12 protein-coding genes are annotated in these 14,652 nt (G+C 73.1%); 8 read left to right on the forward strand and 4 right to left on the reverse strand.

All coding sequences use genetic code 11. The annotated features are described in order from the left end of the window. Positions 1 to 1,011: molybdopterin-dependent oxidoreductase (locus tag DKL51_RS10185; protein WP_148097760.1), on the forward strand; the 1,011-nt coding region annotated here is incomplete at its 5' end. Positions 1,012 to 1,186: 175 nt separating this feature from the next. Here the strand turns inward: DKL51_RS10185 and DKL51_RS10190 are convergent. Together DKL51_RS10190 and DKL51_RS10195 are read right to left on the reverse strand one after the other, a co-directional pair. Then, entirely contained in the window at positions 1,187 to 1,945 is a 759-nt protein-coding gene (locus tag DKL51_RS10190; RefSeq protein WP_123827075.1) for a hypothetical protein, read from the reverse strand. Between the two features lie 174 nt (positions 1,946 to 2,119). After that, the gene (locus tag DKL51_RS10195; protein ID WP_109946349.1) at positions 2,120 to 2,503 is read right to left on the reverse strand and encodes a WhiB family transcriptional regulator; all 384 of its coding nucleotides are present in this window, start codon (positions 2,501 to 2,503) and stop codon (positions 2,120 to 2,122) included. A 253-nt stretch (positions 2,504 to 2,756) separates the two neighbouring features. On the opposite strand from DKL51_RS10195, the gene DKL51_RS10200 reads away from it, so the two are divergent. Then, positions 2,757 to 3,584 (forward strand): helix-turn-helix transcriptional regulator, encoded by an 828-nt coding sequence (locus DKL51_RS10200; RefSeq protein ID WP_109946336.1) that lies wholly within the window; start codon positions 2,757 to 2,759, stop codon positions 3,582 to 3,584. Positions 3,585 to 3,607: 23 nt separating this feature from the next. On the opposite strand, the gene DKL51_RS10205 is transcribed toward DKL51_RS10200, so the two are convergent. Next, the gene (locus DKL51_RS10205) at positions 3,608 to 4,018 is read right to left on the reverse strand and encodes a DUF5319 domain-containing protein (protein ID WP_109946337.1); all 411 of its coding nucleotides are present in this window, start codon (positions 4,016 to 4,018) and stop codon (positions 3,608 to 3,610) included. Between the two features lie 197 nt (positions 4,019 to 4,215). Between DKL51_RS10205 and guaB the strand changes: the two genes are divergently transcribed. The 4 genes from guaB to DKL51_RS10225 all read left to right on the forward strand — a co-directional run bounded on the left by guaB (position 4,216) and on the right by DKL51_RS10225 (position 9,943). Continuing rightward, the gene (gene guaB / locus DKL51_RS10210) at positions 4,216 to 5,778 is read left to right on the forward strand and encodes an IMP dehydrogenase (protein WP_109946338.1); all 1,563 of its coding nucleotides are present in this window, start codon (positions 4,216 to 4,218) and stop codon (positions 5,776 to 5,778) included. A gap of 31 nt (positions 5,779 to 5,809) precedes the next feature. Then, positions 5,810 to 6,928 carry a GuaB3 family IMP dehydrogenase-related protein gene (locus tag DKL51_RS10215; RefSeq protein ID WP_109946339.1) on the forward strand — a complete coding sequence of 373 codons (1,119 nt, stop codon included), beginning with the start codon at positions 5,810 to 5,812 and terminating at the stop codon, positions 6,926 to 6,928. Between the two features lie 73 nt (positions 6,929 to 7,001). Then, complete coding sequence (locus tag DKL51_RS10220) at positions 7,002 to 8,390, forward strand: M1 family metallopeptidase (RefSeq protein WP_109946340.1); 1,389 nt, start codon at positions 7,002 to 7,004, stop codon at positions 8,388 to 8,390. Positions 8,391 to 8,479: 89 nt separating this feature from the next. After that, positions 8,480 to 9,943, forward strand: coding sequence for a M1 family metallopeptidase (locus tag DKL51_RS10225; RefSeq protein WP_165823198.1), 1,464 nt, complete (start codon positions 8,480 to 8,482; stop codon positions 9,941 to 9,943). Between the two features lie 6 nt (positions 9,944 to 9,949). Here the strand turns inward: DKL51_RS10225 and DKL51_RS10230 are convergent, their stop codons facing one another. Beyond that, positions 9,950 to 11,071, reverse strand: coding sequence for an LCP family protein (locus DKL51_RS10230; RefSeq protein WP_109946341.1), 1,122 nt, complete (start codon positions 11,069 to 11,071; stop codon positions 9,950 to 9,952). A gap of 144 nt (positions 11,072 to 11,215) precedes the next feature. On the opposite strand from DKL51_RS10230, the gene DKL51_RS10235 reads away from it, so the two are divergent. Next, a complete protein-coding gene (locus tag DKL51_RS10235) occupies positions 11,216 to 12,913 on the forward strand; it encodes an FAD-dependent oxidoreductase (protein WP_109946342.1) in 1,698 nt (565 codons plus the stop codon). An 86-nt stretch (positions 12,914 to 12,999) separates the two neighbouring features. Continuing rightward, on the forward strand, positions 13,000 to 14,553 hold the full coding sequence (guaA, locus tag DKL51_RS10240) for a glutamine-hydrolyzing GMP synthase (protein ID WP_109946343.1): 1,554 nt from the start codon (positions 13,000 to 13,002) through the stop codon (positions 14,551 to 14,553). Positions 14,554 to 14,652 lie beyond the last annotated feature (99 nt).

The raw sequence follows: 14,652 nt of genomic DNA on the forward strand, positions 1-14,652 counted from the left end.
GTGGCCGGGCTCGGAGGGCACTGGCTGGCCGGGCGGCGCGGGGTGTCCGTGGCCCGGCACGCCGTCGCGCTGCCCACCCCGTCGTCGGCCGCACCGACGGTGCCGGCCGGGGCGGACCTGTCCCTGGCCCAGCTCGCCCCCTACGTGACCCGGAACAGCGACTTCTACCGGATCGACACCGCGCTGGTGGTGCCACAGGTCGATCCGGAGACCTGGCGGCTGCGCATCCACGGCCGGGTCCGCAACGAGATCGAGCTGAGCTTCGCCGACCTGCTCGCCCGGCCGATGGTCGAGCGGTACGTCACCCTGGCCTGCGTCTCCAACGAGGTGGGCGGGGAGCTGATCGGCAACGCCCGGTGGCTGGGCGTACCGATCAAGGAACTGCTCGACGAGGCCGAGCCGGAGGAGGGCGCGGACCAGGTGGTCGGGCGCTCGGTCGACGGCTGGACCTGCGGCACCCCGACGGCGGTGCTGCGGGACGGTCGGGACGCGCTGCTGGCGGTCGGCATGAACGGCGAGCCGCTGCCGGTCGAGCACGGCTTCCCGGTGCGGATGGTGGTGCCCGGCCTCTACGGCTACGTGTCGGCCTGCAAGTGGGTGACCGAGCTGGAGCTGACCAGCTTCGCGGACTTCGACGCGTACTGGGTGCCGCGGGGGTGGTCGGCGCGGGGGCCGATCAAGACGGAGTCCCGGATCGACACGCCCCGGCCTCGCAACCGGCTCACCGCCGGCCCGGTCATGGTGGCCGGGGTGGCCTGGGCTCAGCACCGGGGCATCCGCAAGGTCGAGGTCCGGGTCGACGGCGGCCCCTGGCGGGAGGCGGCGCTCGCGCCGACGGTCTCGGCGGACACCTGGGTGCAGTGGTCCTGGCGCTGGGACGCCACCCCGGGCGAGCACACCCTCCAGGTGCGGGCGACCGACGCGGACGGCGTCACCCAGACGGAGCAGCGGCGGCCGGTCGAGCCGGACGGGGCGACGGGCTGGCACACGGTGAAGGTCACCGTCCGCTGAGGCCGCAACGGGTGGGCCGCGCCGGTCTTCCGGGGCGGGGTGCCGCTTCGTCGGGTCGACGGTGTCGAGGGGCGGCCGTGCCGCCGCCCCTGCCAGCCGGGTTGCTCAGCGGTGCGCGGGAGTGTCCGCGCGGACCGGGTGCCAGCGGAGTGCGGGAGCGGTCCGCACGGGTTCATCACCAGGCGGCCGGGAAGTAGGCCACCGACCAGCCGCGGTAGGAGCCGTGGTCGAGGTAACCGGCCACCCCCACGGCGCCGCTGACCGAGGTGCCGATGACCTTGCCCTCGCCCAGGCTGATCGCGACGTGGCCGGTGCCGGACGAGTTGTGGTACCAGACCAGTGCGCCCCGCGGCGGGATGCCGGAGGTGTTCAGGTAGCCGTGGCCGGCCTCCCAGTCGCCGCCGATCTCGGCGGTGTTCCAGCCGGAGCCGCCCCAGCCGTACGCCTGGGCGACGAAGGCCAGGCAGAGGTTCTCGTACGAGGTGGACCGGTAGCGCTGGAACGCCCAGTTGATCGCGCCGTTCGTGGAGCGCGGGTTGGTCTTGGACGACGGCTCCGCGCCGACGTACACGCAGCTGTTGACGATCTGGCCGTCCGAGCCGGTGTAGACGTAGGCGTCGGAGACCATGCCGCCGTTGGAGAGGAAGTCCCACATCGTCGTGGTCCCGTAGGTGCCGGTCACCGAATCGCCGCTGGTCTGGCAGAGCAGCGTGACGGTCGCGCCGTCGGCCACCGTGCGCCAGGAGTCCCAGCTCGTGCTCGGGCCGGAGCGGACGTTCAGGGCGACGCCGGAGGTGTTGATGGTGCCGGTCGCCGAGCTGGCGTAGGCCTGCGCCACGCCGGGCACGGCGGCCACCAGGCCGGTGACGAGTGCGGCCGCGACGGCGATCCCACCGGCGGGGCGCCCCTTCATCACATCGATAAGTTTCAACATATCACTGACGGTAGTGACGGGGAAACCGGGAGTCGACGGGGAAATGTCAAGACTTGCCGACGTCGCGCAAACTCTTGAAAAGAACCTTCGGGCCTACCGCGCCGGGCCGATGCTGACACGCCGGCGCCGCACCCCGGATGCGGGGCGCGGCGCCGGTGAGGTCTGTCGGCCGGGTCAGGCGATCTTGCGCTGAGCCGGCACCGTGGACTTGTGCGGCCGGCCGAGGCGGGCCTCCAGCCGGGCGACGTCGACGCGGGTCTGCCGGCGGTCGGCCAGGTCCTCCCAGCCGAGAGCGAGCAGGCGCAGCCGCTCCGACTCGCTGAAGCCGCCCCACACGCCGTACGGCTCCCGGACCGAGAGGGCGTGCGCGGCGCACTCGGCGCGGACCGGGCAGGTCCGGCAGACGGCCTTGGCACCCGACTCTCGGCGCAGCCGCGACGAGCCACGCTCCCCGTCCGGGTGGAAGAATTGGGCACTGTCCCGGCCTCGACAGGCACCGAGCCGCTGCCAGTCCCAAAGATCGACGATGGGTCCGGGCAGTCTACGTACGTTCGACATCAGCACCCCTCCTCCCGCGCGGCACCGCGGAATCCTTACGTGGCCAGCTACCGGGCGGCGGTCCGCGCAGGCGCACCGTTTCCGACCTGGCGTCTCGGTACCCGGGCTTTCCTCGCCTCACACATCTGTGATCGAAAACCTCGGACAACTCGCGGCATATGCCCCATCTGTCGGAAAAGTTCGGATGATTGCCCGGAACCTCCTCCCGATCCCACCCCGTCGTGGTCTGCTCTGAGGCGGAGAGGAGACCACAGTGCGTAGCGTTCTCGTGTGCGTCCGGACACCGGTCGCGGCCCAGCACCTGACCTCCGCGGCCGCGCGACTCGGACTGGCCGCCGTCGTCCGGACGGCCGTCTCCGATCCCGAGGTGATGTTGCGGCTGGCCGAGCGTCCGGTGGACGTGGTGCTCGCCGACACCGCCCTCACCCGGCCGGACAGCGCCGGCTTCGTGCGCCGGGTGCTCGCCCGGGCCCCGGAGGCCGCTGTACTTCTGTTCGGGGCCGAGGAGGCGGAGGCGGCGGCGGCCACCATCAGCGCCGGGGCCCGCGGACTCATCCAGGGCGCCGACCACGATCTGACCAGCGCGGTGGCGAAGGCGCTGCTGCTGCTCTCCGCGCCCGGCCGGGCCACCCGTCGCCGGGTGACCGATCCGGCCCGGGACACCGCCGCCGTCGGCGGGCCGACCCGGTCGGCCGCGCCGGGGCGTACCCCCGGGGGTGCGCCGCCGGCCTGGGTGGCGGGCCCGGCGGAGGGGCCGGGAAGCCTACCCACGGTGGTGCCGGTGCAGCGGGGCGACGACCCGGCGGAGCCGACCGCCGGGGAGCCGGAGTCCCCGCCGTCGAACGGGCAGCGCCCCGGTGCGGCGCCCCGCAACGGCCGGGCCTCGATCGGGCTGACCGAGCGGGAACTCCAGGTGCTGCTCGGCATGGCCGAGGGCAAGAGCAACGCGGAGATCGGCCGGGAGTTGTTCGTCTCGGAGGACACCGTCAAGACGCACGCCCGTCGGCTGTTCCGCAAGCTCGGCGCCCGGGACCGGGCGCACGCGGTGGCCGCCGGCTTCCGCGCCGGGCTGGTCGCCTGACTGACCCGGCACTCGCGGCCGGTTCAGGCGTCGGAGGAGTCGTCCTCCTCGGTGCCCTCGGTCAGCGTGTCATGCACGCCGTCGGCGTAGCCGCGGGCGTAGTCCCAGGTGACATAGTGGTCCGGGTCCGGGTCGTAGGCCGGCTCGTGCACCCGCGGCCGGCCGGAGCTCAGCAGGTGCCGCAGGTTGCCCCGGAGCAGATCCCAGTCGAAGTAGTGCGGCTCGCGGCAGTCCTCGCACTCGATGACCAGCCCGCGCACCCCGATCGGCGCCAGCAGGGCCTGGTAGATCTCCAGGTCGGCCAGATCCTCCAGGACGTCCTGGCGCTCGACGTCCGTCAATGGGTCGAGCGCGTCGTCCTCCCGTGGATCGTGCAGGCCGGCAGCCGGATCGGCCGGGTCGCCGTTGAACGGGTCGATGGGCTCGTCGTGCACCCTCTCACCGTAGTCCCAACCGGCGGGGGAAGTCCGCCCCCGGCGGGCGCTGTGGCGCCGCCTACCCGCGCCTGCCGCTGCCCGGGGCGGGGCCGCTCAGTGGGTACGATGAAGCGACGCGCCGTCACCCCGGCGTGCGTCGGTGCCCGCGCGCGCCGCCTCGCTGCAGCCCGTCCGACCAGCTCAGGGGAGCAAACGTGACTAATTCGCCCAGCACCGATCTTCCGGCCGGCGCCGACAGCGGCGAGCTGGGTGGTCACCTGCCGGAGCTGCCCGCCGGCTCGGCGCGGGTGGTGCCGCTCGGGCTCACCTTCGACGACGTGCTGCTGCAGCCGGGCGAGTCGGACGTCGTGCCGAGCCGGGTCAACACCCGCACCCGGATGACCCGCACCATCGAGCTGACCGTGCCCCTGCTCTCCAGCGCCATGGACACCGTCACCGAGGCCCGGATGGCGATCGCCATGGCCCGCCAGGGCGGCATCGGCGTCCTGCACCGCAACCTCTCCGTGGAGGACCAGGCGCTCCAGGTCGACCTGGTCAAGCGCTCCGAGTCCGGCATGATCACCAACCCGGTGACCGCCAGCCCGGACGACACCCTCCGCGAAGTCGACGCCCTCTGCGGCCGGTACCGGATCTCCGGCGTCCCGGTGATCGACGGGCAGGGTGAGCTCGTCGGCATCGTCACCAACCGCGACATGCGCTTCGTCTCCGACCCGGCCACCCCGGTCCACGAGATCATGACCCGGACCCCGCTGGTCACCGCCTCCGTAGGGGTGAGCAAGGAAGAGGCGCTCGACCTGCTGCGCCGGCACAAGGTGGAGAAGCTGCCGATCGTCGACGAGGCCGGCAAGCTGCGCGGGCTGATCACCGTCAAGGACTTCACCAAGAGCGAGCAGTACCCGAACGCCACCAAGGACGACGCCGGCCGGCTCCGGGTGGCCGCCGCGGTCGGCGTGGGCGAGGACGCGTACAAGCGGGCCCGCACCCTGGTCGACGCCGGCGTCGACGTGATCATCGTGGACACCGCGCACGGCCACCAGCGGGCCGTCCTCGACATGGTCCGCCAGCTCAAGAAGGACGTCTCGATCGACATCGTCGGCGGCAACGTCGCCACGTACGCCGGGGCGAAGGCGCTGGTCGACGCCGGTGCGGACGGCGTCAAGGTCGGCGTCGGCCCGGGTGCCATCTGCACCACCCGGATCGTCGCCGGGGTCGGCGTACCGCAGATCACGGCGATCATGGAGGCGGCGCGGGCGGCCCGGCCGGCCGGCGTACCGGTCATCGGCGACGGCGGCATCCAGTACTCGGGCGACATCGCCAAGGCCCTGGTGGCCGGTGCCGACACGGTGATGCTCGGCAGCCTCCTCGCCGGCTGCGAGGAGAGCCCCGGCGAGCTGATCTTCATCAACGGTAAGCAGTACAAGGCGTACCGGGGGATGGGCTCGCTCGGCGCGATGCAGTCCCGCGGCCAGGCCAAGTCCTACTCCAAGGACCGGTACTTCCAGCAGGACGTGACCAGCGACGAGAAGCTGGTCCCCGAGGGCGTCGAGGGGCAGGTGCCCTACCGGGGTCCGCTCGCCCAGGTCGCCCACCAGCTCACCGGCGGGCTGCGGCTGGCGATGGGGTACGCCGGTGCCGAGAGCATCCCCGAGCTGCACCGCCGTGGCCAGCTCATCCGGATCACCGCGGCCGGGCTCAAGGAGAGCCACCCGCACGACATCCAGATGACCGTCGAGGCGCCCAACTACCACTCCCGCTGACCACCATTCCCCCAACCACCTGGAGTCCCCCATGCGTGACGTGGTCGAGATCGGGCTGGGCAAGACCGCGCAGCGCGGCTACCACCTGGACGACATCGCCATCGTGCCGAGCCGCCGGACCCGGGACGTCGACGACGTCTCCACCGCGTGGCAGCTCGACGCGTACCAGTTCGGCATCCCCTGCGTCGGGCACCCGTCCGACGCGACCATGAGCCCGGCGTCCGCCGTCCGCCTCGGCCAGCTCGGCGGGCTCGGCGTGCTCAACGTCGAGGGCCTCTGGACGCGGTACGAGAACCCGACGAAGGTGCTCGAGGAGTTGGCCGCCCTCGACGAGGAGGCGCGGGCGACGAAGCGCCTCCAGGAGGTCTACGCCGAGCCGATCCGTCCCGACCTGATCGCCGAGCGGGTCCGCGAGCTGCGGGCCGGCGGGGGCACGGTGGCGGTCCGGGTCTCCCCGCAGCACACCCTGGCACTCGCCCCGGTGATCCTGGACGCCGGCGTGGACATCCTGGTCATCCAGGGCACCATCGTCTCGGCCGAGCACGTGTCCACCAGCGAGGAGCCGCTGAACCTCAAGGAGTTCATCGCCGACCTCGACCTGCCGGTCATCGTCGGCGGCTGCACCGACTACAAAACCGCGCTGCACCTGATGCGGACCGGCGCGGCCGGTGTGATCGTCGGCATCGGCGGCGACGGCTGGTCGACCACCGACTCGGTGCTCGGCATCCGGGTGCCGATGGCCACCGCGATCGCCGACGCCGCCGCGGCCCGCCGGGACTACCTGGACGAGACCGGCGGCCGGTACGTGCACCTGATCGCCGACGGGGACATCCAGACCTCGGGCGACATCGCCAAGGCGCTCGGCTGCGGCGCGGACGCGGTGATGCTCGGTGAGCCGCTCTCGCTATGCGCGGAGGCGCCGGCCGGTGGCTCCTGGTGGCACTCGGCCGCCAGCCACCCGTCGCTGCCGCGAGGGGCGTTCGAGGTGGCCAACGAGCCGCTCGGCTCGATGGAGCAGCTCCTCTTCGGCCCGGCCGACGAGCCGGACGGCCAGCTCAACCTCTTCGGTGGCCTGCGCCGGGCGATGGCCAAGTGCGGCTACCGCGACCTCAAGGAGTTCCAGAAGGTCGGCCTCGTCCTCGACCGCTGAGGCGGCACCGACCATCGACGGCGCGGGTGGGATTCCGATCCCAGCCGCGTCGTCGCACATCTAGGCTCGGCGGGTGACCCGGGGGCGGCGGTGGTACGCGGCGGCGCTGGTGGCGCTGCTGCTGGCCGGCTGCACCCACGCCGAGGAGCGGTTCCGTCCGGGAGCGGCCGACGCCGGTGACCCGTACGTGCCGGGGGCCGGCAACGGCGGCTACGACGTGGCCGGGTACCGGCTGAAGGTGCGCTACGACCCGGCTACCGACCGGCTCACCGGCGAGGCCGCCGTCACCGCCACGGCCACCGCCGACCTGTCCCGGTTCAACCTCGACCTCGCCGGCCTGACCGTCGACCGGGTACGCGTCGACGGCGCCCCGGCCACACACCGGCGCGACGGCAACGAGCTGGTGGTCACCCCGGCGCACGGGCTGCGGTCCGGGAAGCGGTTCACCGTCGACGTGGCGTACGGCGGCGTGCCGCAGCCGCTGCCCAGCGGCGAGCTCGGCAGCGGCGGCTTCCAGGCCACCCCGGACGGCGCGATCGCCCTCGGCCAGCCGGAGTCGGCGAGCACCTGGTTCCCGGTCAACGACCACCCCTCCGACAAGGCCAGCTACGACGTGGCGGTGACCGTCCCGGACGGGCTCGCCGCGCTGAGCAACGGGGTCCTGCGCGGGAAGACCGGCCGGGACGGCTGGACCACCTGGACCTGGTCCGAGCGCTCCCCGATGGCCAGCTACCTGACCACCCTCGTGATCGGGAAGTACCGCGTGTCGACCGGCACCCACGCCGGCAGACCGGTGGTCACCGCGGTCGCCGCCGAGCTGCCCCCGGATGGTCCGGCGGCCGCCTCGGTCGCCCGGACCGGTGAGGTCGCCGACTTCCTGGCCGACCGCTTCGGCCCGTACCCGTTCGACGCGTACGGCGGCATCGTCGTCGCCGACCAGCGCATCCGGTACGCCCTGGAGACGCAGTCCCGGCCGGTCTACGGGCCGGGCTTCTTCGGCGCGGGCCGGCCGAACACCACAGTGGTCGCGCACGAGCTGGCCCACCAGTGGTTCGGCGACAGCGTCTCGGTGGCCCGGTGGAGCGACATCTGGCTCAACGAGGGCTTCGCCACGTACGCCGAATGGCTCTGGGACGAGCACGACGGCGGCCGGACCGTGGCGCGGAACTTCGAGATCGAGTATGCGGCGACGGACTGGAGCCGGGCGTCGGTGGATCCGGGCCGGCCGGGCATGTTCGGCGACGCCGTCTACAAGCGCGGGGCGCTGGCCGTGCACGCGCTGCGGCGCACGGTCGACGATGACACCTTCTTCCGCATCCTGCGCGGCTGGGCGGCGGAGCGCCGGGACGGCACCGCCACCACCGCCGACTTCGTGGCGTACGCCGAACGGGTCGCCGGGCGAACGCTGCGCCCGCTCCTGGACGCCTGGCTGATCGGCGGCACCGCGCCCGCCCTGCCGTGACGCGCGTGTGACTCCCGCTCGATAGGCTGCCGCCGGCGGGGCGGCCGGGCGAGGTCGCTGCGGTCGATTCCCGGGGAGGGTCGAAGGCGATGACGCTGACGGGGCGGGGCGGGCGACGGACCTTCGGGTTGCTGACGGCGGGCGCGCTCCTGCTCGCCGGCTGCGATTCGGCGCAGCCCGACCGGGTGGCCCCGCCGCTGGGGCAGCCCTCGCCGGCGCCCTCCCGGACGTTCGCGCCCGGCGCCGCGGGCGTGGGGGACGCCTACTTCCCCAGCTACGGCAACGGTGGTTACGACGTCGCCCACTACACCGTCCAGGTCCGCTACGACCCGGCGAAGGACCGGCTGAGCGGGACGACCACCGTGCGGGCCACCGCGACCACCAATCTCTCGGCGTTCAATTTGGACCTCGCCGGGCTGACCGTCCGGTCGGTGACCGTGGACGGGGTGCAGGCCGGGTACGCCCGCACCGGCAACGAGCTGGTGATCACGCCGGCCACCGGCCTCACCTCCGGCAACGGCTTCCTCGCCGAGATCCGGTACGACGGCGAGCCGGCCGCGTTGAAGAACGAGGAGCTCGGCGAGGGCGGCTGGCTGGACACCGCGGACGGTGCGATCGCGCTCGGCCAGCCGGAGTCGGCGAGCACCTGGTTCCCGGTCAACGACCACCCCTCCGACAAGGCGACGTACGACATCGAGGTCACCGTGCCGGCGGGACTGGCCGCGGTCAGCAACGGCGTGCCGAAGGGGCGGAGCACCCGGGGCGGCTGGGCCACCTGGAAGTGGTCCGAGGGCTCCCCGATGGCCAGTTACCTGAGCACCGTGGTGATCGGCAGGTTCCGGCTCACCACGGGGGAGCACAAGGGACGGCCGGTGTTCAGCGCGGTCAGCAGCAGCCTGTCGAAGGGGGCCGCGGACCGGTCCGTCCGCCGGACCGTCGAGGTGGCGGACTACCTGGAGAGCGTCTTCGGGCCGTACCCGTTCGACGCGTACGGCGGGGTGATCGTCGCGGACGACCGGATCCGGTACGCGTTGGAGACGCAGACCCGCCCGGTCTACTCGGCCGGGTTCTTCCGGCAGGGCGACAACACCGGCGTGGTCGCGCACGAGCTGGCGCACCAGTGGTTCGGCAACAGCGTGGCGTTGGAGAAGTGGCAGGACATCTGGCTCAACGAGGGGCTGGCCACCTACGCGGAGTGGCTGTGGGCGGAGCACACCGGCCGATCCACCGTGCAGCGCACCTTCGACCTCCAGTACGCGACCGCGTCCGACCGGGTCTGGCGGGTCCCGCCGGGCAGGCCGGGGGTGCGGAACCTGTTCGGTGAGTCGGTCTACCAGCGGGGCGGGATGGCCGTCCACGCGCTGCGGGTGGCCGTCGGCGACGCCGCCTTCTTCGCCATCCTGCGTACGTGGGCGGAGGAGAAGAAGGACAGCAACGGCACCACCGCGGACTTCATCGCTGTGGCCGAGCGGGTGTCCGGCAAGAAGCTGGGCAAGCTCTTCGACGCCTGGCTCTACGGCACCGAACGGCCGGCCGAGCCGAAGCCGTTCTGACCCGGGTCAGGTTTTGATCCGCAGGCTCGGGTGCGCGGCGAGGAACTGGTCCGCGCGTCCGGCCCGCAGGGCGGTGAGGAACTGCCGGCCCACCGGGCGGAGCTGCTCACCCCGGTAGGCGCTGCCCGAGCCGACCGCGTCGCCGGGGAGGCCGACCAGGACGAAGCCGTCCGCGGGCATCCCGCCGAGGGCGTACGCGAAGTCGATCAGCCGCCGGCCGTTGCCGACGTAGACGAGGGTCTTGCCGAGGGCGTCCACCACCTGCTGGACCCGGTCCGGGTCCCGGGCCAGCCCCTGGTCGAGGATCTTGGCGGCCAGCGCCCGGATCAGCTGCTGCTGGTGGCGCTGCCGGGTGTAGTCGCCGCCGGCGGTGTAGCGCTGGCGGGCGTAGTCCAGGGCCTGCCAGCCGGTGAAGTGCCGGACGCCCGGCTCGTAGACCATCTGCGGCCCGGTGTACTCGCTACCGCTGCGGTCCCGGTACTTCCCGTCCGGCCGCCGGTGAATCGAGGCGACCCGCTGGTCGACGCGCATGTCCACCCCGCCGAGGGTGTCGACCAGCTTGTCGAAGCCACCGAAGGTGATCACCGCCCCGGCGTCGATGCGCAGCCCGGTGTACCGGCTGACGGTGGTGCGCAGCAGTTCGTACCCCTGTGCGGTGCTCGGGTGTGCCTTGTCGCCGGGGACCCGGCTGCCGTAGCTCATCGCGTGGGTGAGCTTGGTCCGACCGCCCGGGTAGCCGGACTTCGGGTAGGCCGGGATGTCCACCACCAGGTCGCGGGGGAGGGAGAAGAGGTGCGCCCGCTTCAGCCCCTCGTCCACGTGCAGGACGAGCACCGCGTCGGCGTGCGGCTCCCAGCCGGGCACGCTGATCCGGGTGTCCACCCCGACGATCAGCAGGTTCAGCGGCCCCTTCAGGTCCGCGCCGGGGGGTGGGGTGGGGCTCGCGGTGACCGGGGCGCTGGTCGGCGTCGCGGGCGTGGGTGTGGCCGAGCCGGCGATCGGGCCGGGCGCTTGCCGCGACACCAGCCGGGTGATCAGCACGCCACCGGCGGCGACCAGCACCACCGTGGCCAGGGCGGCCAGCCCCAGCAGCCAGCGTCGGCGTGGCCGTCCCGTTCCCTGCGTCATCGGCGTCCCCTTCCCCCCGTACCCGGACAACGCTGCGACGGGCACGTCGGGTTGCCGCCGGCGGCTCCGATTCCATCGAGCGCTCTGCATGATCTCGAAAAACTGGTGCTGGCGCGACCGCTACTCGTCGGTAATGATTCGTTCATGCGGTATGACGTGGTCGTCATCGGATCCGGTTTCGGCGGCAGCGTCACCGCGCTCCGACTGGCCGAGAAGGGCCACACGGTCGGTGTGCTGGAGGCCGGGCGGCGCTTCGCCGACGACGAGTTCCCGGAGACCTCCTGGCGGGCCCGCCGCTTCCTCTGGGCGCCCAAGCTCGGCTGCTACGGCCTGCAGCGGATCACCCTGCTCCGCTCGGCGGACCGGAAAGCCGGCGGTGGGGTCATGGTGCTCTCCGGCGCCGGGGTGGGCGGTGGTTCGCTGGTCTACGCGAACACCCTCTACGAGCCCCTCGACGCGTTTTACGCCGACCCGCAGTGGCGGGACATCACCGACTGGCGGGACGAGCTGGCCCGCCACTACGACCAGTCGAAGCGGATGCTCGGGGTCACCACGTACCCGGTGGTCACCGGCGCGGACCGGGCGATGCGCACGGTCGCCGAGCGGATGGGGGTGGGGCACACCTTCCACGCCACCCCGGTGGGGGTGCACATCGGCCGGCCCGGCGAGCGGGTGCCCGACCCGTACTTCGGCGGGGTCGGGCCGGAGCGGACCGGCTGCACGCACTGCGGCTCGTGCATGACCGGCTGCCGGGACGGCGCCAAGAACACCCTGGTCAAGAACTACCTCTGGCTGGCCGAGCGGCTCGGCGTGCAGGTCCACCCGCTGACCACGGTCACCGCCGTACGCCCCGCACCCGGCGGCGGCTACGACGTGCACACCGAACGCACCGGCGCCTGGCTGCGCAAGCGGCGGCAGGTGATCCACGCCGACCAGGTGGTCTTCGCGGCCGGCGCGCTCGGCACCCAGCGGCTGCTGCACGAGATGAAGGCCACCGGGGCGCTGCCCGACCTCTCGGGCCGCCTCGGCGAGCTGACCCGGACCAACTCGGAGGCGATCCTCGGCGCCTCCGTGCCGCGCCAGCGGGCCCGCCAGCGGGGGCTGGACTTCACCGAGGGGGTGGCGATCACCAGCTCGTTCCACCCAGACCCGCAGACCCACATCGAGCCGGTCCGCTACGGCCGGGGCTCGAACGCGATGGGGCTGCTCCAGTCGCTGCTGGTCGACGGGGGCCCGCGCCGGGTCCGGCGCTGGCTCGGCAGCATCGTCCGGCACCCCGGCCTGGCCGCCCGGATGCTGTCGGTGCGGGGCTGGTCGGAGCGGACGGTGATCGCCCTGGTGATGCAGTCGGCGGACAACTCGCTCACCACTCGCTGGCGGCGCGGTCTCCTGGGTCGACGGCTGGTGTCCGGCCCCGGCCACGGCGCGCCGAACCCGACCTGGATCCCGGCCGGCAACCAGGCGGTGCGACTGCTCGCCGAGGAGATAGACGGTACGCCCGGCGGCGCGCTGACCGAGCCGTTCAACATCCCGATGACCGCGCACATCCTCGGCGGGGCGGTGATCGGCGCCACCCCGGCCGACGGGGTGATCGACCCGTACCACCGGGTCTACGGGCACCCGGGCCTGCACGTGGTGGACGGCGCCGCGGTGTCGGCGAACCTCGGGGTGAACCCGTCGCTGACCATCACCGCCCAGGCCGAGCGGGCCATGTCGTTCTGGCCGAACAAGGGCGAACCGGACCCGCGGCCGCCGCTCGGCGAGGCGTACCGGCGGTTGGAACCGGTCCCCCCGCACCGCCCGGCGGTCCCGGCGGACGCCCCCGGCGCGCTGCGGGGGTGAGCCGCGCGACATCCCCGACCCGCGTCCCGCGTGCCGCGCCCGGCCCCTGCCCGGCGCGGGCGTGACGGTCGGTAGGCTTTCTGCACATGAGCACGCCTCGCCCCGTCCTCGTGGTGGACTTCGGAGCCCAGTACGCCCAGCTCATCGCGCGCCGGGTGCGTGAGGCGAAGGTCTACTCGGAGATCGTCCCGCACTCGATGCCGGTCGCCGAGATGCTGGCGAAGAACCCGGCCGCGATCATCCTCTCCGGCGGCCCGGCCAGCGTCTACGCGCCGGGCGCCCCGCAGATCGACGCCGGCATGTTCTCCGCCGGCGTCCCGGTCTTCGGCATCTGCTACGGCTTCCAGGCGATGGCCCAGGCGCTCGGCGGCACGGTCGCGAAGACCGGAAACCGGGAGTACGGCGGCACCCCGCTGCACGCCCGCCCGGAGGCCGGGGTGCTGCTCCGCGACCTGCCGGACGACCTGCCGGTCTGGATGAGCCACGGGGACTGCGTCACCGAGGCGCCGACCGGTTTCTCGGTGACCGCCGAGTCCGCGGGCGCGCCGGTCGCCGCGTTCGAGGATCTGGTCGGCCGCCGGGCCGGGGTGCAGTTCCACCCCGAGGTCGGGCACACCGCGCACGGCCAGGAGATGCTGACCCGCTTCCTCTACGACATCGCGGGCATCGAGCCGACCTGGACGCCGGAGAACATCATCGACGAGCAGGTCGCTCGGATCCGCGAGCAGGTCGGCGACAAGGAGGTCATCTGCGGCCTCTCCGGCGGGGTCGACTCCGCGGTCGCCGCCGCCCTGGTCCACAAGGCGGTCGGTGACCAGCTCACCTGCGTCTTCGTCGACCACGGCCTGCTCCGGGCCGGCGAGGCCGAGCAGGTGGAGAAGGATTACGTGGCGGCCACCGGCATCAAGCTGAAGGTGGTCGACGCCCAGGACCGGTTCCTCGGCGCGCTCGCCGGGGTGACCGACCCGGAGCAGAAGCGCAAGATCATCGGCCGCGAGTTCATCCGGGTGTTCGAGGCCGCCGCCCGGGAGATCGCCTCGCACGGCGACGTGGAGTTCCTGGTGCAGGGCACCCTCTACCCGGACGTGGTGGAGTCCGGCGGCGGCACCGGCACCGCCAACATCAAGAGCCACCACAACGTCGGCGGCCTGCCGGAGGACCTGAAGTTCGCCCTGGTCGAGCCGCTGCGCACGCTCTTCAAGGACGAGGTCCGGGCGCTCGGCCTGCAGCTGGGGCTGCCCGAGGCGATGGTCTGGCGGCACCCGTTCCCGGGCCCCGGCCTGGCCATCCGGATCATCGGCGCGGTCGACCGGGAGCGGCTGGACGTGCTCCGCCGGGCGGACCTGATCGCCCGGGAGGAGCTGACCGCCGCCGGGCTGGACCGGGGCGTCTGGCAGTTCCCGGTGGTGCTCCTGGCCGACGTGCGCAGCGTCGGTGTGCAGGGCGACGGGCGCAGCTACGGGCATCCCGTGGTGCTGCGCCCGGTCTCCAGCGAGGACGCGATGAGCGCCGACTGGTCCCGGCTGCCCTACGAGGTGATCGCCCGGATCTCCACCCGGATCACCAACGAGGTGGCCGAGGTCAACCGCGTGGTCCTCGACGTGACCAGCAAGCCGCCGGGCACCATCGAGTGGGAGTGAGCCGGGCTCACCCGGCGGCCGGCGGCTGAGGCTGCGGCCCGGGCGCGGGCTCCGGCGTGGGGCCGGGCTGGGGCGCCGGGGGCATGGTCTGCGCCGGCC

Origin of the sequence: Micromonospora globispora (assembly GCF_003857015.1) — a bacterium.
GTDB classification, from domain to species: Bacteria; Actinomycetota; Actinomycetes; order Mycobacteriales; family Micromonosporaceae; genus Micromonospora; species Micromonospora globispora.